Below are 19,732 nucleotides of genomic sequence, written 5' to 3'. Positions count from 1 at the left end.
GCCGGGGGCACTGTCGTCCCGATCGGGAGTGCCCGGGTCGCGGCTGACGTTGCACGACACCATGCAGGTCGATCTCTGGACGTCCGCGTTCTGCGCGCCGTGTGCCGCTGCCCGGCGCGTCGTCGGTGACGCCGCCCGACTCGTGCCGGGCCTCGTCGTCACCGAACGGGACGTCGCGAGCGACCCCGAGCGCGTCGAGGAGCTCGGGATCCGATCGACCCCGACCGTCCTGGTCAGGAAGGACGACGGGTCCGAGGTCTTCCGCTCAGCGGGCGTCCCGACCCGCGACCAGTTCCTCGTCGCGGTCGCGAAGGCGCTCGACTGACACCGTCGTGACGGGGGCCGGGACCGTCGTCGTCGCCGGACGCAGCGCCGATCGGAGCGCCCGCCACGACCGCTTCACCGCTCGGATCGGTGTCCCCATCAGCGCCGCCGCCCGGCCGGTCACCGACCGGTCGTGGTCGCCGAGTGCGTTCCGCCGCTCCCAGGCCCGCCGCAACGCGCCGCCGCGACTCCGCCGAGCTGCGGGTCGGTCGACGAGCAGTCCGGCGTCGCGGAGGCGCATCGACTCCTCGGCACGGTCCGCCCAGTCGTCGTCCGATGCCGGGTGGAAGTAGTTGTCCGTCATCCAGTCCGGGCGGACCGTCCCGAACCGGCCGTGCACCAGGTCGTCGGCCGTACCCTCGAGCCCGCTGCCGACGAAGACCTCGTTGATGAGGGAGCGGGACGTGCCGAAGTCCGTCAGCGTCAGCGCCGGCACTCCTCGGGCAGCGGCTTCGAGGACCGCGGTCGAGCTGATCGTCACGAGCGCCACCGCCCGGTCGAGGTGTGCGGACATCGGACCGGCCTCGACCACCAGGTTCGACGGGGCGTCGACGGGGACCAGGTCGGCGTAGGGGAAGGTCTCGCGGTGCGTCTGCTGCTCACCGGCCGCTGCGCGGGTCTTCACCACGACACGCCACTCCGGGTGTGCCCGAGCCGTGTCGACGAGCCATCCGATGACGCGGCGACGGTCCTCCTCCGCGACGGGCACGCTCGGCTGCGCGGCGAACACCACGGAGTCGCGGACCACCCCGGTGCGCGTCCGACCGACAGCCCGGGCGAACGGCAGCGTCGCGAGGGCGAACGACGGCTCCACCCCACCGGCGGTCGCCAGGGCCCGGTACTCCCGGACCTCGCGGTGACTGTGCAGCACGAACAGGTCGGCGCGCGCCCGGAGGAACACGCCCTTCCACTTCGCCGGGAACGAGATGCCCGGCAGGCCGCTGAGCAGCACCGGCCGCGGCGGGACCGACCCTCGGGGGAACGACCGCAGCACCTGGTCGACGATGACCTCGGCCACCGGACCGATGCACGACACCAGGACCGCGTCCGGTGGGTCGGCCCGGAGGCGCGCCACCACCTCGTCCACGCCCACCGGCCCGGGAGGAGCCAGGTCGATCGGGCCGAGACGAGCATCGACGCCCCGGAACGCCGCCCGCAGTTGCGCCGGACTCGCCGACCGGGGCGTCGCCACCGTCAGCAGCTCCAGCGACCAGTGCGCCGGCGTCGCCGAGAGCAGGTGCGCGCCCCACTTCGCGAACGAGTCCGTGTCGACCAGGCCGACCACCCGTCGGCGGTGAGGCGGTGCGGTGGAGGGGTGGCGAGCCTCCCGGTCGTCACCGGTCCCGTCGGCGTCGTGCGCCGGAGCGCTCACGCACCCACCCGACGGAGCTTGGCGAGGGGGGCCTGCTCGCCGGGGAAGATGCGCTTGACGCCGTCGCCCATCGCGGTCTCGATGATGCGGATGTCCCGGACCAGCGTGCGGAGGCCGTGCGGCTCGAGCGAAGCCGCGTGGTCCGAGCCCCACATGGTGCGGTCGAGCGTGATGTGGCGTTCGACGGCCGTCGCACCGAGCGCGACGGCCGCGAGGGAGATCTGGAGGCCCGGCTCGTGTCCCGAGTAGCCGACCGACACGCCCGCGTAGGCGTACCGGGTGGTGAGGGTCTCGATCATGCGGAGGTTCGCCTCCTCGGCAGGGAGGGGGTACGTCGACGTCGCGTGCATGAGCACCAGACGCTCGGTGCCGAGCGTCGAGACGGCGCGGTCGATCTGCTCCAGCGTCGACATGCCGGTCGACAGGATCACCGGCTTGCCGGTCGCGGCGACGACGGCGAGCATCCCGAGGTCCGTCACCGACGCCGAAGCGATCTTGTACGCGACGACGTTGAGGTCCTCGAGGAACGCCACCGAGGGCTCGTCCCACGGCGACGCGAACCAGTCGAGGCCGCGGAGTGTCGCGTGGTCGCCGATCTCGATGTACTGGTCACGGTCGAACTCCACGCGGTAGCGGTAGTCCAGGTAGGTCATGTCGCCCCACGGGGTGCTGCGCGGCATCGACTTCATGTGCTCCGGCGTCGAGATCTCCGGCGTCCTCTTCTGGAACTTCACCGCCTGCATGCCGGCGTCTGCGGCGATGTCGATGAGCTGCTTGGCGATCTCGACGTCGCCGTTGTGGTTCAGGCCGATCTCGCCGATGAGGTACGCGGGGTTGCCCGCGCCGATGGTGGAGAGGCCGATGCGGACGCTCATGGTGCTCCGTTCTCCGCGGCGGAGGCCCGCGCGGGGTGGGGGTCGGTGGGTGCGGGTGCGTGGGTTCTGTTGCGCGAGCGGGCGGGAACGTCGGGTGCGGCTGTTTCGGGGCGTGGCATCTCGCCCGCTCGCGCAGCGGCGGCGGGTGTGACCTCGGTCGCAGGCTCGGCACCGGCACCGGCACCGGCACCGGCACCGGCACCGGCATCGGCTTCGGCTCCGGCATCGGCCGCGGCTGTGACCTCTTCGGCTCCGGCATCGGCCGCGGCTGTGACCTCGAGGAGGGGAGCCAAGGCCGACGCGAGGGCCAGGTCATGCGGCTCGTCGATGTCGATCGCGGTCGAGGCCGGGACGACCACCAACTCGACGCGCCCGACGAAGCGGTGGCGGGCCTCCCGGAAGGCGACGACCCGTACGGCGTAGAACGCGCCGGTCTCGCGGTACTCCGGCGCGCGGTCCTGCCGGCGCGGGCGGGTGGCGGCGTCGTGGTTGACGGCGAGGGCCGAGCCGTCCTCGGCGACGCGCCAGAGGAACGCGTGCGAGGGAGCGGCTGCGAGGACCGAGTCGGCGGCGCGGTCGAGGACGCGAGCGACGGCCCGGTCGAGATCGGCGGGGTCGATGAAGGGCGACGTGGCCTGGAGGAAGAGGAGGACCTCCGGCGCGTCGTGCCCGGTCGCGACCGCGTCGAGGGCGTGCAGGAGCGCGGACTCCGACGAGGCCTGGTCTCCCGAGAGACCCTCCGGCCGCCGCACCACCCGCGCTCCGGCTGCGACTGCCTCGGCGGCGATCGCATCGCCGTCGGTGCTCACGATGACCTCGTCCACCGAGGTTGCGGCGAGTGCCGCCCTGACGGCGCGGGCGACGAGGGTGCGACCGGCGACCTGGCGGAGGTTTTTGCCGGGGATGCCCTTCGAGCCCGCTCTCGCCGGGATCACCGCGAGGACGCGGGGCGTGGAGCTCATGAGGGGAAACGTAGGGAGCAGCGATGACGCTGAGCGGAACGGCAGGGAGACGGCTGGCGAACCGTTCCGGAAGGGGGCCGCGCGGGCTGGCGGGGCGGCGATGCGAGCGGCGCTGGCGCGCGGGCGGGCGGAGTGGCGCGCGGGCGGGCGGAGTACCCGGGTCCGCCTGGGTGCGTCTTCCGCCCGCTCGCCTCGGCGAGGGCGAGGGCGAGGGCGAGGGCGAGGGCGAGGGCGAGGGCGACGGGCGGAAGCGCGGGCGCAGGCAATGGACGGGGCGGGGCCGGGAGGCGCGTGGCGCGTGAGCGGGCGGAGTACCCGGGTCTGCCTGGGTGCGTCCAGGGTCTTCCGCCCGCCCGCTCGCCTTGGGCGAGGGCGAGGGCGAGGGCGAGGGTGAGGGCGCGGGACGGGGCGAATGGGACGGTGCCGGGAGGTGCGTGGCGCGTGAGCGGGCGGAGTACCCGGGTCCGCCCGGATGGTCCCTGGTACTCCGCCCGCTCGCGCCGCGGGGCGGGCGGGGGCTTGTCCTATGGTCGAGAGATGCTCGACGCCGAAGACGTCCTCGATCCTCCGCCACGACGGGTCCTCGTGGCGGGGACGGCCGGCGTCGGCAAGACCACGACGGCGCGCCGGATCGCCCGGGCGATCGGCGCACCGCACACGGAGCTCGACGGGATGTACCACGGGCCCGGATGGACGGTGCTGCCGGACTTCGAAGCTCGGGTGGACGAGATGACCGCGACCCCGAGCTGGGTCTGCGAGTGGCAGTACCGAGGCGTGCGGCATCTGCTGGTCGAGCGTGCGGACACCCTGGTCTGGCTCGACCTGCCGAGGTCGGTGGCGTTCCTGCGCCTCCTCCGACGGACAGTCCGACGACGCCTGCACCGCACGGAGTTGTGGAACGGCAACGTCGAACCGCCGCTGTGGACGTTCTTCACCCGGAAGGAGCACATCCTCCGCTGGGGCATCGCGAAGCGGAACGAGATGCGGGAGCGGGTGCCTTCGCTGGCTGACGACGCTCCGCACCTGCGCATCGTGCGCCTGCGCTCGCAGCGGGAGGTCGAGCGGTTCGTCGGGCAGCTCAGCACGCGCACCGAATAAGATCGTCGGCGTCCGCCTCCGTAGCTCAGTGGATAGAGCAGGTGGTTTCTACCCACCGTGCCGCGGGTTCGATTCCTGCCGGGGGCACCGACGACGAAGGCCGCCATCCTCGGGGATGGCGGCCTTCGTCGTCAGGCGGTGTCAGTTCACTCGTCGTCGTCCACAGCGCGTCGACGCAGTTCGCTCGCGCTGACGGGATTCGAGTACGGGGACTCAGACGTCTCGTTCGCGTCAGCGGGCTCGGCGGGGGCATCGGCGATCCGCGTCGGGATCGACGTCGTGCTGGCGGTGCCGGCAGCGCCGACAGGCACGTCGGTCCTGTCGCTCCTGGCACCGCGGCCGTCGTCACGCTCGTTGTCGTCGTGTGAGAAGCCGCGCGCGGTCCACGACGCCGGGAGGTCGTTGCGACCGTTCCGTTCGTCGCGCACCACCGGTGCACGGTCCGCGGAGCCGGGGCGGAGAGAACTCACGGGGACGTCGTCCACGGCGTCCTCGTTGTCAGCGTCGGTTTGGTCGGCGTCGGCGGTGTCGTGCTCTCGGGAGGCTGACCAGCCGCGGTTGGGCGACCCGAAGGCAGGCGAGCCGAGGGTCGGACGGATCGGCGTGGTTTCCCCGTCGGAGTAGGGGCGCGTCGCGTTGTCCGAGATCGGGACCGTCGCGTCGGAGTCGTACGAGCTGTCACCGGTACCGGCGGCCGAACCGGCGCGAGCGCCGGCGTCCGGCGTGACCGGCGGCTGGGCGGGGCGGAGCGAAGTGGTGGTCGGAGTGGGTGCCGGCTCCGGCGTGCGGGCCGAGTCGACCTTGTCGGCGTTCCAGTCCTGCTGGCGCTTGATGAGGTCCGCGTCGGGGTCCGGGGAATCGAACTTCCAGCGCTCGAGGTCGCTCTTGAAGAGCTTGCGCGCGCGACCGGGCCGGGCCTGCCACTCGAGGATTCGGTCACGGAACTCTGTCAGCGACTGCTCTGCCTGGAAGCTGAAGGTCGAGGAGTTCTTCTTGATGTCCGCGATCTCGTGCTGCGCCCAGTTCGCGGCAGTCGGTGCGCCGGTGACGGGGAGCAGACGGAGTCGGATGTCGGCGTCCTCGGCGAGATGGTCCGCGTAGGCGCGCTCATCGTGCCCGAGCGAACCCCAGTTGGCGGCCTTCCGCGCTGCCGAGATGAGTCCGGCGACGGCAGCGTTCTTCGCTTCACGCTCCTGCAGCGAGACGACGCGCTTCGTCGCTCCGCGGCCGATCAGTGCCGCGACGATGCCCGCGACGACGATCGCGATGAAGGGGATGATCGCCCCCGACAACACGCGCCAGCCGTCGTCCGACGAGGTCCAGTCGTTCAGGTCGTTCCACCACTGCATGCGCGCACCCTACGTCGGGATCGGTCAGGGTCTGGGGATGACAGGCGGAGGAACCGCACATCCATCGCATCTGATTCCGATGTGGAACATCATCACCAGCGCAGGGTGTCGACGGCGTCGTCCGCGTCCCAGACGTTGGGGAGTTCGACGAACCGGCGTTCGGCCGCGATGTAGCGACGGGCGCGGTACGCGGTGTCCCCGGCGACGTCGACCCGGTCCACGTACCCGACGATCTCACCGTTCGCCCGCGTGACACGGCTCAGGTCGTCGCGTACGTCCAGGATCCGGAGATCGCCGCGGGAGCGCGCGACCGGTCGAGGCGAGTGGATGCTGAGCCGGGCGTCCGTCGTCGTCTGCATGTGGGCCTCCTGGTCGGCGGGTGTGACTCGAATGTACGTTCGGCCACCGACACCGCGGCCGGCCGCAGCCCGACCTGGGGAACACGCACGGGCCTCCGGGCGTTGTGGAGGAATGTTCCCTCAACGGCTCTCCCGAGCCTCGGAAGGCAGGTCCTGACCATGACCACGTTCGTGCTCGCAGGTGGATGTTTCTGGTGCCTCGACGCGGTGTACCGCACGCTGCAGGGCGTGCAGGACGTCGTGTCCGGCTACATCGGCGGGAGTGACCCGCACCCGACGTACGAGCAGGTGTGCACCGGCACGACCGGCCATGCCGAGGCCGTCGCCGTCACCTTCGACGAGACCGTCCTGCCGGCGCAGGTCGTCCTCGACGTGTTCTTCACCCTCCACGACCCGCGCCAGCTGAACCGTCAGGGTGCCGACGTCGGTACCCAGTACCGGTCGGCCATGTTCCCCGCGGACGGCGAGCAGCGTGCGCTGTTCGAGCAGGCGATCAGGCGGGCCTCGGACATCTGGGACGGCGGGATCGTCACCAGCATCGAGCCGCTCGGCGAGTTCCACCGCGCGGAGGAGTACCACCAGGACTTCTTCGCGAAGAACCCGGGGCAGGGCTACTGCCTCGCCGTCGCACTGCCCAAGGTCAACAAGGTCCGCAAGGCATACAGTCAGTACATCCTGGCGTCCTGAACGACGGGGCGTCGGGGCCACGAGGAGGTGGTCGCACGATGACGAACGACACGCTGCAGAACGCGGACGCGACGACGGGGACCTGGGTCGCCGTCGGACCGGCAGGAGCGGTGGGCACCATCCACCGCGATGCCGACGGGTTCCGTGTGGAGCTGTACGGGCGACGTGGCCCGGGCGGGACGTACCCGTCGCTCCAGTCCGCCAAGGGCGCGGTGCACAAGGCGATGGGTCCGCTCGCGGACCGGCCCGAGTTCCGCGCACACTGATCGGGACGGGAGGCTCCGATCACCTTCCTGCACAGGGAGCGTGATCGGCGCCTCCTCTCCACATCCTCGGCGCCACGAGCGGGCGGGGGCTCGCGCTGTCCGACGATCGAGCCATGAACGACACGATCACGGTCTGCGGCATCGTCGCCACCGAACCCCGCCACCTCGTCACCGAGACGGGCATCGCCATCACGAGCCTCCGGCTCGCCTCACCGTCCCGCCGCTGGGACCGCCAGACCTCGACCTGGGGCAACGGTCCGACCAACTGGTACACCGTCACCGCTTTCCGTTCCCTCGCCGCCAACGTCAACCGATCGCTCAGCAAGGGGGACCGGGTGGTCGTCACCGGACGCGTGCGCATCCGCAACTGGGAGCGCGACGGCCGTGGCGGGACGAGCGTGGAGATCGACGCCGAGGGGATCGGCCACGACCTCGCCTGGGGGATCAGCAACTGGATGCGACTGCCGCGCCACGTCACCGAGGCGACCGCCGCCCCCGGCTCCTCGCCACGCGTCGACCACGACACCGGCGAGGTCCACGAAGACATCCCGGACGCTGCGCACCCACCCGTCGAGGCAGTGCCGGACGACACCCACCCCGACGAGCGCCAGGGCGCCGACGACTCCCTCGCCGCGATGCTGACCCCCGCCGACGAGCCGCCGGACCACCCGGTCGGGCTCGATGCGGCCTGATCTCGGCACCCGAGCCCACGAGTGACCGGTGTCATCACTACACTTGGAGCAATATGGCTGAGTACATCTACCAGATGGTCCGCGCCCGCAAGGCGGTCGGTGACAAGCTGATCCTCGACGACGTCACGATGTCGTTCCTGCCCGGCGCCAAGATCGGCGTCGTCGGGCCGAACGGTGCGGGCAAGTCGACGATCCTGAAGATCATGGCGGGGCTCGACCAGCCCTCGAACGGCGAGGCGAAGCTGACCCCGGGCTTCACCGTCGGCATCCTCATGCAGGAGCCGGAGCTCGACGAGACCAAGACGGTCCTCGAGAACGTCCAGGAAGGCGTCGGCGAGATCCACGGGAAGCTCGCGCGCTTCAACGAGATCTCCGCGCTGATGGCGGAGCCGGATGCCGACTTCGACGCGCTCCTGGCCGAGATGGGCACCCTGCAGGAAGAGATCGACGCGGCTGACGCGTGGGACCTCGACTCGCAGCTCGAGCAGGCCATGGCCGCCCTCCAGTGCCCGCCCGGGGACGAGCTCGTCACGCACCTCTCCGGTGGTGAGAAGCGTCGCGTGGCACTGTGCAAGCTCCTGCTCCAGAAGCCGGACCTGCTGCTCCTCGACGAGCCCACCAACCACCTGGACGCCGAGAGCGTGCAGTGGCTCGAGCAGCACCTGCAGCAGTACCACGGTGCCGTCCTGGCCGTGACCCACGACCGGTACTTCCTCGACCACGTCGCCCAGTGGATCGCCGAGGTCGACCGCGGTCGCCTCTACCCGTACGAGGGCAACTACTCGACCTACCTCGAGAAGAAGCGCGCCCGCCTCGAGGTCCAGGGCAAGAAGGACGCCAAGCTCGCCAAGCGCCTGACGTCCGAGCTCGACTGGGTCCGCAGCAACACGAAGGGGCGCCAGGCCAAGTCAAAGGCGCGTCTGGCGCGCTACGAGGAGATGGTCACGGAGGCCGAGCGCACGCGCAAGCTCGACTTCGAGGAGATCGTCATCCCCGTCGGACCGCGTCTGGGCTCGCAGGTCATCGACGCCGAGAAACTGCACAAGCAGTTCGGCGAGCGCGTCATCATCGGCGACCTGTCGTTCACGCTGCCCCGCAACGGCATCGTCGGCGTCATCGGCCCGAACGGTGTCGGCAAGACCACGCTCTTCAAGACGATCGTCGGCCTCGAGCCGCTCGATGGCGGCACGCTCAAGATCGGCGACACCGTCGACATCTCGTACGTCGACCAGAGCCGTGGTGGCATCGACCCGAACAAGAACCTGTGGGAGGTCGTGTCCGACGGACTCGACTACATCCAGGTCGGCAAGACCGAGATCCCGTCTCGTGCGTACGTGTCGCAGTTCGGGTTCAAGGGCCCGGACCAGCAGAAGCGTGCCGGCATCCTGTCCGGTGGTGAGCGCAACCGTCTGAACCTGGCGCTGACGCTCAAGCAGGGCGGCAACCTGCTGCTCCTCGACGAGCCGACGAACGACCTGGACGTCGAGACGCTGGGCAGCCTCGAGAACGCGCTGCTCGAGTACCCCGGTTGCGCCGTGGTCATCACCCACGACCGGTGGTTCCTCGACCGCATCGCGACGCACATCCTCGCCTGGGAAGGCCTGAACGAGGACGGCACGCCGATCTGGTACTGGTTCGAGGGCAACTTCGAGGCGTACGAAGAGAACAAGATCGAGCGCCTCGGAGCCGACGCTGCGAAGCCCGGCCGCGCGACGTACCGCAAGCTCACCCGGGACTAGTCCCGGTGGCACGCCTGCACGCTCCGATCCGCATCCGGTGGAGTGACATCGACGCCTACGGGCACGTGAACAACTCCGCGATGCTCCGGCTGCTCGAAGAAGCACGCGTGCTGGCGTTCTGGGCGCCGGACCCCGACGAGATCGATGAGTCGGGGTCCGCGCCCGAGCCGGTGATCGACGGCCGCCCGGGTTCGGGGACGATGACGGTGATCGCGGCGCAGCGCCTCGAGTACCTCGCATCGACGCCGTACTTCCGTCGGCCGCTCGACATCCAGCTCTGGATCGGGCGGATGGGTGGGGCCAGCCTCGACATCTCGTACGAGGTGTGGTCGCCGATCGGGCACGATCCCGCCGAGCTCTACACGCGGGCCACGACCACGCTGGTGCTCGTCGACGCGGAGACGAACCGCCCACGACGCCTCACCGACGTCGAGCGGGCCGCTTGCCAGCAGTACGTCGAACCGCCGGTGACGTTCTCGCGACCCTGACGATCGTTCGATCGTGTAGCCGGCGGTAGGCTCTTCGGGCTCTCGAGTTCTCGGCCCGTCGGACACGTCAGCTCGTCAGTGCGTCGGGCCGCCGGACACGCCAGTCCGCGCGCAGGTTGACACTGCGGCACAGCGTCACAGCGTCAGCTCGACACTCCGTCAGGCGGTCGGAACGCGCATCATGCCCTCCTGGGCGACGGTGGCCAGCAGGCGGCCGTCGTGGGAGAACATCCGGCCCAGCGCGAGGCCCCGGCCACCCTGGGCGCTCGGCGACTCCTGCGCGTACAGCACCCACTCGTCGGCGCGACCGTCACGGTGCCACCACATGGCGTGGTCGAGGCTCGCCAGCTTCACGCCGGGCGTGCCCCAGGCCATGCCGTGCCGACGCATGATCGGTTCGAGGAGGGACAGGTCGCTCGCGTAGGCGAGGACGGCACGGTGCAGGGCGGGGTCGTCCGGCATGTCACGCTCGACGCGGAACCAGACCGCCTGGTGTGCGACCTGCGCGCCCTGGACGCCCACGTAGACCGGACCATCGACGTGTCGCATGTCGATCGATCGTTCCGCCCACGCCTGTGCGGTCGGGTGGTCGATGCCCGCCAGCACGGAGGCTGCGGAGGGCAGGGACTCCGGCGTGGGGACGTCGAGGGGCATCGGGTCCTGGTGTTCGGCTCCGGCGTCCGGCGTCTGGAACGACGCGATCATCGAGAAGATCGGTGTGCCGTTCTGGTACGCCTGGACCCGGCGGGTGGCGAACGATCGGCCGTCGTGGATCCGCTCCACGCCGAACGTGATCGGGACGTCGATCGCTCCCGGCCGGAGGAAGTAGCCGTGGACGGAGTGGATGTCGCGGCCCTCGATGGTGGCCTGCGCGGCGACGATGCACTGCGCCAGGACCTGCCCTCCGAAGATCCGGCCGCCCGGCGACCAGTGACTCGCTCCGGTGAGGATCGTCTCCCTGGTGCTCGCTCCGGTGTCCTCGAGACGCAGCGTGGAGAGAAAGTCGGGTTCGCGGATCACGCCATCAGTCTACGAAGACTGCATGCGCGTGCCAGAGGTGCTGTCCAGGGGTCCTGACCGGGGTGTCCTCAGTCGCTTCCGGTCGCAGTCGCGCCGAGCAGGTCGAGGACGCGCGGGGATGTCCTCAGCACGCTCCAGACGATCACGGCGACGAGCGTCCCGCTGGCGCTGGCCAGCCAGGGAGTGACGAGGTGTGACCAGGCTGTCGGCGAGATGATCCACACGAGCTGGTTGGCGATCACCGATCCCGCCAGCGAGAGCAGCAGACCGAGACCTGGGCGGAGGCTCTGGGCGGCGAACAGGCCGGCGACGACGAGGACGGACGACAGGGCGTTGAACAGATGTGGCATGGGCGTGTGGGGGATCGACAGGCGAGCGCGGGGTGAGGGGTGTCGGGGAGTCGACCGTGGGGTTGGTCCTCATGGGACCGACCCCACGGTCGACTGGCTGGTGCGTCAGCTGCTCGACGCGGCGCGTTCGACGGCGAGTGCCCCGGTGCTGTCACCCGTGCTGATGGCGATCTTGCGCGGCTTCGACGACTCCTGGACGGGGATCGTCACGCTGAGCACGCCGTTGTCGTAGTGCGCGGCGATCCGTTCGACGTCCAGGCCGTCGCCGAGCGTGAGCTGCCGGACGAACGAACCGGGCTGCCGCTCCCGCGTGAGCCACTGTGCACCGTCGGGGGCGCCGAGGGTCCGTTCAGCCCGGATGGTCAGCACGGAACCGTCGACGTCGATGTCGACCGAGCCCGGATCGACACCGGGCAGGTCCACGTCCATGACGTAGTGGTCACCGGCGCGGTAGAGGTCCATCGGCATCGAGCGTGGGCCCGCTCCTGCTCCGGCGAGGAGGGACCCGGCGAGACGGTCGAGCTCGCGGAACGGGTCGAAGTTCATGGCCATCTGACATCAACTCCTTCACTGGATGGTTGTCGGTTGAGTCGCTGTGACTCAACTGCATCCGGTTTTAGCACTCGAACCCGGAGAGTGCCAAAAGGACACCGAGAGGACGCCGAGAGGTCAACCAGCGGGTCTCCGGACGGTCGCGGCTAGGATCGGAGGCGACATGAGCAGCTCGTTCACCCTTCCCGACGCCGCCTCGCTCGGTGACCTCCGCACCTACCTCGGGCGGGCCGCTCGCATCGAGGACGGGTCGGTCCGACTCATCGCCGACTCGGGCGTCCTGGCGGTCTACACCGCCATCCTCTACCCGCTCGGTCTGCTCGACGAGCTGCCGACCGTCCTCGGCCTCCGGACCTTCGCGCTGACGCAGCCGGAGCACATCGACGTCGTCGTGCCGCTGCGGTCGTTCCAGGAACGCCTGCGGCTGCTCGCCGAGGCCCAGGACGCCGACCAGGCCGACAGCGCCGACCCGACGCGTGCCACCCCGATCGAGGTCGAGTTGCCCCTCGAGGTCCACACCGTGACGTGGGCAGCGATCTCGCCGCCCCGCGGTGGATGGGCCCCGCTGCCGGACGTCTCCGCGGAGCTCCTGCACCGCGCGGCGCGGCAGGGGATCGACGAGGTCGCGGCCGCCGTGCCGGCGAGCTCGGGGGAGTCGATCGTCCGACGCGTCCGCTCCGAAGTGTGGGGTCGGCCGATCACCGGCGTCGAGCACCTGCCTGCCGGCGCGGGATTCGCTGCCGAGAGCCTCGGGTTCCTCGGCACCGAACCGGTGCGCCTGTTCGAGACCGGTCCGTGGAGTCGGCTCACGACCTCGCGTGGGCACGTGCTCGTCAAGCGGCGCGCCTGGACGCTGAGCTCCTAGCCCGGTCTCGACCGCCGACGGCCGACCTCGACACGCGACGCCTGGCCCCGACCCCGAGCCCGGCCCGACGCCCGACGCCCGACGGTCACCCGACTGACCTGCCTGGGCGGGGGCGACCGGACGGCGGACGATGCCGAACGTCCCCCCCCGACTCAGTCGAACGCGTTCGTCATCGCGTGGGCCGCGCGGTCCAGGTACCCCCAGAGCTCGGCCTCGTCGAGCGGAGCGAGTCCGAGCGACTCCACCGCGTCGTGCATGTGCTGGAGCCAGTGCTCGCGCGCCTCGGGCGTGATGCGGAACGGGTTGTGCCGCATCCGCAGGCGGGGGTGTCCGCGCTGTTCGCTGTACATGGACGGTCCACCCCAGTACTGCTGGAGGAACTGCGACAGCCGCCAGATCGCCCCCTCGAGGTCGTCGGCCGGGTACATCGGCCAGATGACCTCGTCGTGCTGCACTCCCTCGTAGAAGCGTCGTACCAGACGGTCGAACGTCGGGGCGCCGCCGATGCGGTCGAAGAGCGAGCCGCTCGCCGCGGCGCCGCCGAGTCCGACACGGAGCGTGACGGGCTGCGCCGGAACCGCGCCGGCACCGTCGGCGTGGCCGCTGCTGTCTGCGTGGGCGCTGCTGTCGGGCCGACCAGCGGCTCCGGCCGGTGGCACGATCGGCAGGGACGGTCCGGTCATGGCGAGTCCTCGTGGTCGGTGCTGGGTTCTTCCCCGGTGCGGATGGCCCGCCCGAAGACGTTCCGTCGTGCGCTGCGGGACCGGGCGGGTGTCGGGACCGGCGCGGTCCGCACCGGGCGCAGGCCGTTCACGGAGGTGGCGTTCTCCCACCCGGCGGGCATGATCATCGCCATCGCGGGCAGGGTGACGCCGAGTTCGTCGACGCTGTGCTTGAGCCGGATGCGGAGCTCGCGGCCGACGACATCGAGCTCGGAGGCACGGGTCTTCACGACCAGGCGGAACACCATGCCGGTGTCCGTGATCGACTGCAGGCCCCAGATCTCGGGCTTCTCGACGATGCGCTGACGCCACCGGGACTCCTGCGACATGGTGACGGCAGCGTGCAGGAGGGCGTCCTGCACCGCGTCGATGTCGGTGTCGTAGGGGACGGTGATGTCCACCAGGACACGGGACCACCCCTGGGACAGGTTGCCGACGCGCAGGATCTGGCCGTTCGGCACGAACCAGAGGATCCCGTTGACATCGCGGATCTGCATGACGCGTAGGCCGACGCTCTCGACGACGCCGGTCGCCTGCCCGGTGTCGACGACGTCACCCACCCCGGCCTGGTCCTCGAGGATCATGAAGATGCCGGACAGGATGTCGCGGACGATGCTCTGGGCACCGACCGCCAGGCCGGCGGCGACCACCGAGGCGCCACCGACGATGCCGACGGCGGCGGTGGGGAACACCGTCGAGATGATGATGGCGAACGCGATGACCGCGACGACGACGGTCGCCAGGTTCTCGAGCACGCTGCCGAGGGTCCGGGTGCGCTGGACGACCCGGGCCGTCTGCAGCGGTGAGGCGACGAGCGCCTGCGTGTCCGCGGCACCCTGCCGCTTCTTCACGCCGTTGACGATGCGGTCGACGACCTGCTTGATCGTCCGGCGGAGGATGAGCCGGAGGACCACCGCCGCGAGCAGGACGATGACGATGGTGATCGGGACGTGCCAGGTGTCGACGAACTGGGTGAACGTGTTCGACGCCCACTTCGAGACGTCGGTGGTGTCTGCAGCCAAGAGCATGATCCGATCGATGCTAAGCGGCGAGGCCTCGGCCTCCCTGGAGGAACGCCGAGGCCTCGCCGCTCGTCACATCAGGGTCAAACGTCCGCTGCCTGGACCCGGAGGGCCCGCTCGGTGCCCGCGAGGTTCTCGGTGACGATGCGGCGCAGTGCCGGCGTCTCCGGGTGTGCCTCGAGCCACGCCACGGCCGCGTCGCGCAGCTCCGTCGACGCCAGCGGCGCGGGGTAGAGCCCCGTGACGACGGTGTCCGCGATGTGGTAGCTACGCTCGTCCCAGATGCGGGTGATCACGTCGAAGTACCGTGACACGAGGCCCTCGAGCACGACCGGGGAGTTGACGTGCTGGAACCCGATCGTGGTCTGACGGACGATCGCGTTCGGCGCGTCGTCGCTGTCGACGAGCGACGAGAACGCGGCGAGCTTGCCCTCGGCCGTGGGGATCGTCGCCCGGGCACGCGCGGCGGCCTGCTCACCCGAGGCCGTGCGGTCGGCGGCGAGCTCGGTGTCGATCTCGTCGTTGCCCGCAGCGCCGGCGAGCACGAGGCCCTCGAGCAGCTCCCAGCGGAGATCGGTGTCGACCTCGAGCCCCTGCAGCGTCACCGAGCCGTCACGCAGCCCCTGGAGCGTCGCCACGTGCTCGGGCGTCGAGGGGATCTGCGCGAAGAACTTCACGAACTGGAACTGCGCGTCGGAGCCGGACTCGGCCGACGACGCGAGCTGCCAGAGGGTGTCACCGACGGTACGGACGGTGCTGTCGGACTTCGCCGGCGCGACGTAGTTGCGCGCGGTGAGCAACAGCTGCGACAGCGTGGTCCGGATCGTCGTGGACTCGGTCTCGGTCGCGATGTTGCCGAGCACGAGCGACACGTAGTCGCTGGCGGGGGACTCGGCGTCGCGTGTGGCGTCCCAGACGGCACCCCAGACGATGGAACGCGCGAGGGGATTCGCGATCGCGGCGAGGTGCTCGATCGCAGTGCGACGGGACTGCTCGTCGAGACGGATCTTGGCGTAGGCCAGGTCGTCGTCGTTGAGCAACACGAGGTCGCCGCGGTGCACGCCGACGAGTTCGGGCACGTCCGTGCGGGCTCCGTCGACGTCGATCTCGACGCGGTGGGCCCGCTCGAGCTTGCCGCCGGACGACGCGGTGTCGGCGCCGAACGGTGCCGAGGCGTCGTTCGTGAAGGAGTAGACGCCGATCGCCAGTCGGTGCGGTCGCAGCGTCGGGTGGTCGGCCGGGGCTTCCTGCAGCACGGCGAACGAGGTGATCACACCGTCGGCGTCGGTCTGGATCTCCGGGCGGAGGGTGTTCACGCCAGCGGTCTCGAGCCACAGCTTCGACCACTCGGACAGGTCACGGCCGCTGGTGGACTCGAGTTCGACGAGCAGGTCCTTCAGCTCGGTGTTGGAGTGGTGGTGCTTCTTGAAGTAGGCCGAGACGCCCGCGAAGAACGCATCGATACCGACCCACGCGACGAGCTGCTTGAGGACCGAGCCACCCTTCGCGTAGGTGATGCCGTCGAAGTTGACCTGGACGTCTTCGAGGTCGTTGATCGTCGCGACGATCGGGTGCGTCGAGGGCAGCTGGTCCTGGCGGTAGGCCCAGGACTTCTCCATCGCCTGGAACGTGGTCCACGCTTCGGTCCACTCGGTGGCTTCGGCCGTGGCGATGGTCGACGCCCACTCGGCGAACGACTCGTTGAGCCACAGGTCGTTCCACCACTTCATGGTGACGAGGTCGCCGAACCACATGTGGGCGAGTTCGTGCAGGATCGTGACGACCCGGCGCTCCTTGATGGCGTCCGTGACCTTCGAGCGGAACACGTACGTCTCGGTGAAGGTGACGGCACCCGCGTTCTCCATCGCGCCGGCGTTGAACTCCGGCACGAAGAGCTGGTCGTACTTCTCGAACGGGTAGGCGACGTCGAACTTCTCCTCGAAGTACGCGAAGCCCTTGCGGGTGATGTCGAAGACGTACTCGGGGTCGAGGTACTCGGCCAGCGACTTCCGCGCGAACACCCCGAGCGGGATGGTCCGGCCGTCGCGGCTGGTGAGCTCGCTGCGGACGACCTCGTACGGGCCGGCGACGAGCGCGGTGATGTAGCTCGAGATCTTCGCCGTGGGCGGGAAGGTCCACGTGGCGTGGTCGCCGTCGACGTGCGGCTCGGGCGTGGGAGCGTTCGAGACGACCTGCCAGCGTGCCGGTGCGGTCACGGTGAAGCTGAACTCGGCCTTGAGGTCGGGCTGCTCGAACACGGCGAACATGCGCCGGCTGTCCGGGACCTCGAACTGCGAGTACAGGTAGACCTCGTCGTCGACGGGGTCCACGAAGCGGTGCAGGCCTTCCCCGGTGTTCGTGTACAGCGCGTCGGCGACGACGACGAGCTCGTTCTGCGCCTGCAGGTCGGCGAGCTGGATGCGGACGCCGTCGTTCACGGCGGCGACGTCGAGCGCCACGCCGTTCAGGGTGACCGAGTGCACGGTCTTCGTGATGGCGTCGATGAACGTGCTGGCGCCGGGCGTGGCCGTGAAGCGCACACGGGTGGTGCTGCCGAAGCTCTCGGCGCCGCGGGTCAGGTCGAGTTCGACGTCGTACGTCTGGACACTGACGATGCCGGCACGTTCCTGGGCTTCGGTTCTGGTGAGGTTCTCTCCGGGCACGGACGCTCCATCTTCGCTGCGGACGCGGACGATCGATGTCCGCGTGTCGGTGGTCCCGCTCGGCGTCGTGCGCCGGCGGGACGGCTCGTGACCAGCCTAGCGAGCGGGCGTACGCTCACGACCTGTGACTGACACCACTGTGGAGAACACCCCTGCGACCCGGACTGCTGTGGAGTTCTGGTTCGACCCGACCTGCCCCTGGGCGTGGATGACGAGCCGCTGGGTGGGTGAGGTCGAGCAGCACCGCGACCTCGACGTCACCTGGAACGTGATGAGCCTCTTCGTCCTCAACGAGCACAACGAGGGCATGCCCGCGGAGTACCGCGAGGCGATGGAGCGGAACCAGGTGTACTCGCGCCTGGTGACGGCTGCGAAGGCCCGACACGGCCAGGAGGTCGTGAAGCGCCTCTACGACGCGCTCGGCGAGCAGATCCACCACCGCCAGCAGAAGGACCCGCAGCAGGTCGTACCGGCCGTCCTCGAGCAGCTCGGCCTCGAGGCCGACCTCGCCGACGCCGCATGGACCGACGAGACCGATGTCGCGATGCGTGAGAGTCACCGAGACGGCATCGAGCGGGTCGGCCAGGACGTCGGCACGCCCGTCATCGCCGTCGACGGTGTCGCCTTCTTCGGACCGGTCATCTCGCCGGCGCCGAAGGGCCAGCAGGCACTCGACCTCTGGGACGGCGTCGTCGCCGCGGCCCGCTACCCGGGCTTCTTCGAGCTCAAGCGCTCGCGCACGACCGGTCCGGTCTTCGACACGGTCGAGGACTGACCCCGGCGCGACCACGACGGTCGTGCCGGGCCGCGTGCACCGCGCCCCGTCCTGACGGGCGCGGTGTCGGTGCGGGGGCGCAGCACATCCGATGCCGTCGCGGTCCCGCGGGCTCGCGTGGTGCGGGGCGGACGGGAGGCGTGGGTCGGCCCCGCCACGGGCCTCCCGGTCCGCGCACCGCCGCTTGCACTGCGCCCCGTTCTGACGGGCCGCGATGTCCGTGCGGGGGTGCAGCACGGCCGAGACCAGGCCAGATCAGGCCAGCGGCAACCGCATCAGCGTCAGGTCGAGCCATCGGTCGAACTTGCGGCCGACCTCCGGGACGACCGCGACCGTCGCGAACCCGAGTCGCTCGTGGAGCGCGATCGAACCCGTGTTGGTGCTGCAGATGCCGGCGATCATCACGTGCCGTCCCTCCTCGGTGGCGCGGGCGACGAGGGCGCGCATGAGCGTCGAGGCGACACCCCGCCCGCGGAACGACTCGACGACGTAGACGCTGTGCTCGACGGTGAGCCGGTAGCCCTGGTGGGGCCGCCACTGCGAGTAGGTCGCGTACCCGGCGACGACCCCGTCGACCTCGGCGACCAGGACGGGCCAGCCGTCGCCCTGCCGCTCTGCCAGCCACGTGTCGAACCAGGCGCGGGGGTGCGGGACCTCTTGCCAGATCGCCGTCGAGTGCAGGACCGCGTCGACGTGGAGTGCGTGCACGACGTCGAGGTCCGCGGGAGTGCAGTCGCGGACCCGAACCGCATCCGTCGCATATGCTGTCGCCATGTCTCACATCGTAGACGAGCCCGAGGGCACCGATGCAACCCCAGACCGGGAGCGGACGGACCACGAGCGCACAGACCACGAGCGGACAGACCAGGAGCGGACGGACCACGAGCGGAAGGTCAGCGAGCGCGGGGACAGTGAGCGCGGGGACAGCGATCACCCGGACGACGCCGACCAGCGCCGGCTGGGGGAGCGGTTGCAGCGCCTCCGCACCGAGCGCCGCTGGAGCCTCACGGAACTCGCAGAGGAGTCCGGCGTCTCCCGCGCCATGATCAACCGCGTCGAGCGGGGTGTCTCGAGCCCGACCGCGACGATCCTCGGCCGCCTCTCCGGCGCGTTCGGGCTCACCGTCTCGCAGCTCCTCGACGAGGCCCTCGAGCACGAGGTGCCCCGGACCAGCGATCCGGACGAGGCCCGCGGGGTGCAGCGTGCCGCCTCGGCCGACTCGTGGACCGACCCGGAGACCGGGTACCGCCGCCGCCCCCTGTCGAGCGCGGACTTCCCCGCCGACGTGACCGAGGTGCGCCTGCCCGCCGGTCGCGAGGTGGCCTACCCCGCCAGCGCGTACGCCTTCCTGCGGCACTGCATCTGGGTCGTCGACGGGGCCCTCGAACTGCAGGTGGGTGCGACCACGACGCGCCTCGGTGCGGGGGACCGGATCGAACTCGGCGAACCGGCCGACGTCGTCTACCGCAACGCCGGCGCCGAGCCGTGCCGGTACGTCGTCGTGGTGGTCCGCCAGCGCTGACGGGAGGCCCTCCCCGGGTCCGGCACCGCG

Annotated in this window: 22 protein-coding genes and 1 tRNA gene; 11 read left to right on the top strand and 12 right to left on the bottom strand. The window is 70.5% G+C overall.

Translation table 11 applies throughout. The features are described from left to right. Nucleotides 1-61: 61 nt before the first annotated feature. Nucleotides 62-325: a thioredoxin family protein gene (locus tag DEJ31_RS03305; protein WP_110905066.1), complete on the top strand. Its 264-nt coding sequence runs from the start codon at nucleotides 62-64 to the stop codon at nucleotides 323-325. Here the strand turns inward: DEJ31_RS03305 and DEJ31_RS03300 are convergent. From DEJ31_RS03300 to DEJ31_RS03290, 3 genes are read right to left on the bottom strand one after another with little or no spacing between them, the layout of a single operon-like run. Beyond that, the gene (locus DEJ31_RS03300) at nucleotides 266-1,696 is read right to left on the bottom strand and encodes a DUF6716 putative glycosyltransferase (RefSeq protein WP_111121215.1); all 1,431 of its coding nucleotides are present in this window, start codon (nucleotides 1,694-1,696) and stop codon (nucleotides 266-268) included. The genes DEJ31_RS03305 and DEJ31_RS03300 overlap by 60 nt on opposite strands. Further along, entirely contained in the window at nucleotides 1,693-2,571 is an 879-nt protein-coding gene (locus DEJ31_RS03295; RefSeq protein ID WP_111121214.1) for an N-acetylneuraminate synthase family protein, read from the bottom strand. Before DEJ31_RS03295 ends, DEJ31_RS03300 begins: the two co-directional genes overlap by 4 nt. Beyond that, a complete protein-coding gene (locus DEJ31_RS03290) occupies nucleotides 2,568-3,533 on the bottom strand; it encodes a cytidylyltransferase domain-containing protein (protein ID WP_258366116.1) in 966 nt (321 codons plus the stop codon). Before DEJ31_RS03290 ends, DEJ31_RS03295 begins: the two co-directional genes overlap by 4 nt. Before the next feature lie 537 nt (nucleotides 3,534-4,070). Here DEJ31_RS03290 and DEJ31_RS03285 point away from each other — a divergent pair. Both DEJ31_RS03285 and DEJ31_RS03280 read left to right on the top strand, forming a co-directional pair. Beyond that, on the top strand, nucleotides 4,071-4,631 hold the full coding sequence (locus DEJ31_RS03285) for an AAA family ATPase (protein ID WP_110905050.1): 561 nt from the start codon (nucleotides 4,071-4,073) through the stop codon (nucleotides 4,629-4,631). Between the two features lie 14 nt (nucleotides 4,632-4,645). Further along, nucleotides 4,646-4,718 (top strand) — tRNA-Arg (locus DEJ31_RS03280). Nucleotides 4,719-4,777: 59 nt separating this feature from the next. Here the strand turns inward: DEJ31_RS03280 and DEJ31_RS03275 are convergent. Together DEJ31_RS03275 and DEJ31_RS03270 are read right to left on the bottom strand one after the other, a co-directional pair. Further along, on the bottom strand, nucleotides 4,778-5,980 hold the full coding sequence (locus tag DEJ31_RS03275) for a hypothetical protein (protein ID WP_111121213.1): 1,203 nt from the start codon (nucleotides 5,978-5,980) through the stop codon (nucleotides 4,778-4,780). A 92-nt stretch (nucleotides 5,981-6,072) separates the two neighbouring features. Then, nucleotides 6,073-6,339 carry a hypothetical protein gene (locus DEJ31_RS03270; protein ID WP_110905048.1) on the bottom strand — a complete coding sequence of 89 codons (267 nt, stop codon included), beginning with the start codon at nucleotides 6,337-6,339 and terminating at the stop codon, nucleotides 6,073-6,075. Between the two features lie 159 nt (nucleotides 6,340-6,498). Here DEJ31_RS03270 and msrA point away from each other — a divergent pair, with 159 nt between their 5' ends. The 5 genes from msrA (at nucleotide 6,499) to DEJ31_RS03245 (ending at nucleotide 10,211) form a co-directional block, all read left to right on the top strand. Further along, complete coding sequence (gene msrA, locus DEJ31_RS03265) at nucleotides 6,499-7,026, top strand: peptide-methionine (S)-S-oxide reductase MsrA (protein ID WP_110905047.1); 528 nt, start codon at nucleotides 6,499-6,501, stop codon at nucleotides 7,024-7,026. A 38-nt stretch (nucleotides 7,027-7,064) separates the two neighbouring features. Beyond that, nucleotides 7,065-7,292 carry a methyltransferase gene (locus DEJ31_RS03260; RefSeq protein WP_110905046.1) on the top strand — a complete coding sequence of 76 codons (228 nt, stop codon included), beginning with the start codon at nucleotides 7,065-7,067 and terminating at the stop codon, nucleotides 7,290-7,292. 113 nt (nucleotides 7,293-7,405) lie between these two features. Further along, the gene (locus DEJ31_RS03255) at nucleotides 7,406-7,984 is read left to right on the top strand and encodes a single-stranded DNA-binding protein (RefSeq protein ID WP_111045270.1); all 579 of its coding nucleotides are present in this window, start codon (nucleotides 7,406-7,408) and stop codon (nucleotides 7,982-7,984) included. Between the two features lie 53 nt (nucleotides 7,985-8,037). Beyond that, nucleotides 8,038-9,723, top strand: a complete 1,686-nt coding sequence (ettA, locus tag DEJ31_RS03250; protein ID WP_110905044.1) for an energy-dependent translational throttle protein EttA — start codon at nucleotides 8,038-8,040, stop codon at nucleotides 9,721-9,723. Nucleotides 9,724-9,728: 5 nt separating this feature from the next. Continuing rightward, nucleotides 9,729-10,211 (top strand): thioesterase family protein, encoded by a 483-nt coding sequence (locus tag DEJ31_RS03245; protein WP_110905043.1) that lies wholly within the window; start codon nucleotides 9,729-9,731, stop codon nucleotides 10,209-10,211. 159 nt (nucleotides 10,212-10,370) lie between these two features. Here DEJ31_RS03245 and DEJ31_RS03240 read toward each other — a convergent pair whose 3' ends face one another. The 3 genes from DEJ31_RS03240 to DEJ31_RS03230 form a co-directional block, all read right to left on the bottom strand. Next, the gene (locus DEJ31_RS03240) at nucleotides 10,371-11,228 is read right to left on the bottom strand and encodes an acyl-CoA thioesterase (protein ID WP_375537610.1); all 858 of its coding nucleotides are present in this window, start codon (nucleotides 11,226-11,228) and stop codon (nucleotides 10,371-10,373) included. 71 nt (nucleotides 11,229-11,299) lie between these two features. Beyond that, on the bottom strand, nucleotides 11,300-11,581 hold the full coding sequence (locus tag DEJ31_RS03235; RefSeq protein WP_110905041.1) for a hypothetical protein: 282 nt from the start codon (nucleotides 11,579-11,581) through the stop codon (nucleotides 11,300-11,302). 105 nt (nucleotides 11,582-11,686) lie between these two features. After that, nucleotides 11,687-12,133, bottom strand: a complete 447-nt coding sequence (locus DEJ31_RS03230; RefSeq protein ID WP_110905040.1) for an Hsp20/alpha crystallin family protein — start codon at nucleotides 12,131-12,133, stop codon at nucleotides 11,687-11,689. A gap of 163 nt (nucleotides 12,134-12,296) precedes the next feature. Between DEJ31_RS03230 and DEJ31_RS03225 the strand changes: the two genes are divergently transcribed. Then, nucleotides 12,297-12,998 (top strand): hypothetical protein, encoded by a 702-nt coding sequence (locus DEJ31_RS03225; RefSeq protein ID WP_110905039.1) that lies wholly within the window; start codon nucleotides 12,297-12,299, stop codon nucleotides 12,996-12,998. 152 nt (nucleotides 12,999-13,150) lie between these two features. Here the strand turns inward: DEJ31_RS03225 and DEJ31_RS03220 are convergent, their stop codons facing one another. From DEJ31_RS03220 to pepN, 3 genes are all read right to left on the bottom strand, one after another. Beyond that, the gene (locus DEJ31_RS03220) at nucleotides 13,151-13,681 is read right to left on the bottom strand and encodes a globin (RefSeq protein WP_111121212.1); all 531 of its coding nucleotides are present in this window, start codon (nucleotides 13,679-13,681) and stop codon (nucleotides 13,151-13,153) included. Further along, nucleotides 13,678-14,748 (bottom strand): mechanosensitive ion channel family protein, encoded by a 1,071-nt coding sequence (locus tag DEJ31_RS03215; RefSeq protein WP_258366114.1) that lies wholly within the window; start codon nucleotides 14,746-14,748, stop codon nucleotides 13,678-13,680. Before DEJ31_RS03215 ends, DEJ31_RS03220 begins: the two co-directional genes overlap by 4 nt. Nucleotides 14,749-14,825: 77 nt before the next feature. Beyond that, entirely contained in the window at nucleotides 14,826-17,405 is a 2,580-nt protein-coding gene (gene pepN / locus DEJ31_RS03210; RefSeq protein WP_111045273.1) for an aminopeptidase N, read from the bottom strand. Nucleotides 17,406-17,529: 124 nt separating this feature from the next. Between pepN and DEJ31_RS03205 the strand changes: the two genes are divergently transcribed. Next, nucleotides 17,530-18,180, top strand: a complete 651-nt coding sequence (locus tag DEJ31_RS03205; RefSeq protein ID WP_258366113.1) for a DsbA family protein — start codon at nucleotides 17,530-17,532, stop codon at nucleotides 18,178-18,180. Between the two features lie 255 nt (nucleotides 18,181-18,435). On the opposite strand, the gene DEJ31_RS03200 is transcribed toward DEJ31_RS03205, so the two are convergent. Next, a complete protein-coding gene (locus tag DEJ31_RS03200) occupies nucleotides 18,436-18,954 on the bottom strand; it encodes a GNAT family N-acetyltransferase (RefSeq protein ID WP_110905035.1) in 519 nt (172 codons plus the stop codon). Between DEJ31_RS03200 and DEJ31_RS03195 the strand changes: the two genes are divergently transcribed. Continuing rightward, nucleotides 18,953-19,702, top strand: a complete 750-nt coding sequence (locus tag DEJ31_RS03195; RefSeq protein WP_110905034.1) for an XRE family transcriptional regulator — start codon at nucleotides 18,953-18,955, stop codon at nucleotides 19,700-19,702. The genes DEJ31_RS03200 and DEJ31_RS03195 overlap by 2 nt on opposite strands. Nucleotides 19,703-19,732: the final 30 nt, after the last annotated feature.

Source organism: Curtobacterium sp. MCPF17_031, assembly GCF_003234035.1.
GTDB lineage: Bacteria > Actinomycetota > Actinomycetes > Actinomycetales > Microbacteriaceae > Curtobacterium.
Note: the sequence above shows the minus strand (reverse complement) of the source record. Positions and strands in the feature narration are given on the sequence as shown.

Excerpts from the sequence above, each read along its gene's own strand:
- DEJ31_RS03225 (WP_110905039.1), top strand. The coding sequence starts at position 12,297 with ATGAGCAGCTCGTTCACCCTTCCCGACGCCGCCTCGCTCGGTGACCTC.
- DEJ31_RS03195 (WP_110905034.1), top strand. The coding sequence starts at position 18,953 with ATGTCTCACATCGTAGACGAGCCCGAGGGCACCGATGCAACCCCAGAC.
- DEJ31_RS03285 (WP_110905050.1), top strand. The coding sequence starts at position 4,071 with ATGCTCGACGCCGAAGACGTCCTCGATCCTCCGCCACGACGGGTCCTC.
- DEJ31_RS03270 (WP_110905048.1), bottom strand. The coding sequence starts at position 6,339 with ATGCAGACGACGACGGACGCCCGGCTCAGCATCCACTCGCCTCGACCG.
- DEJ31_RS03290 (WP_258366116.1), bottom strand. The coding sequence starts at position 3,533 with ATGAGCTCCACGCCCCGCGTCCTCGCGGTGATCCCGGCGAGAGCGGGC.
- DEJ31_RS03215 (WP_258366114.1), bottom strand. The coding sequence starts at position 14,748 with ATGCTCTTGGCTGCAGACACCACCGACGTCTCGAAGTGGGCGTCGAAC.
- DEJ31_RS03230 (WP_110905040.1), bottom strand. The coding sequence starts at position 12,133 with ATGGCCATGAACTTCGACCCGTTCCGCGAGCTCGACCGTCTCGCCGGG.
- DEJ31_RS03275 (WP_111121213.1), bottom strand. The coding sequence starts at position 5,980 with ATGCAGTGGTGGAACGACCTGAACGACTGGACCTCGTCGGACGACGGC.
- msrA (WP_110905047.1), top strand. The coding sequence starts at position 6,499 with ATGACCACGTTCGTGCTCGCAGGTGGATGTTTCTGGTGCCTCGACGCG.
- DEJ31_RS03255 (WP_111045270.1), top strand. The coding sequence starts at position 7,406 with ATGAACGACACGATCACGGTCTGCGGCATCGTCGCCACCGAACCCCGC.
- DEJ31_RS03305 (WP_110905066.1), top strand. The coding sequence starts at position 62 with ATGCAGGTCGATCTCTGGACGTCCGCGTTCTGCGCGCCGTGTGCCGCT.
- ettA (WP_110905044.1), top strand. The coding sequence starts at position 8,038 with ATGGCTGAGTACATCTACCAGATGGTCCGCGCCCGCAAGGCGGTCGGT.
- DEJ31_RS03220 (WP_111121212.1), bottom strand. The coding sequence starts at position 13,681 with ATGACCGGACCGTCCCTGCCGATCGTGCCACCGGCCGGAGCCGCTGGT.
- DEJ31_RS03295 (WP_111121214.1), bottom strand. The coding sequence starts at position 2,571 with ATGAGCGTCCGCATCGGCCTCTCCACCATCGGCGCGGGCAACCCCGCG.
- DEJ31_RS03235 (WP_110905041.1), bottom strand. The coding sequence starts at position 11,581 with ATGCCACATCTGTTCAACGCCCTGTCGTCCGTCCTCGTCGTCGCCGGC.
- DEJ31_RS03200 (WP_110905035.1), bottom strand. The coding sequence starts at position 18,954 with ATGGCGACAGCATATGCGACGGATGCGGTTCGGGTCCGCGACTGCACT.
- DEJ31_RS03260 (WP_110905046.1), top strand. The coding sequence starts at position 7,065 with ATGACGAACGACACGCTGCAGAACGCGGACGCGACGACGGGGACCTGG.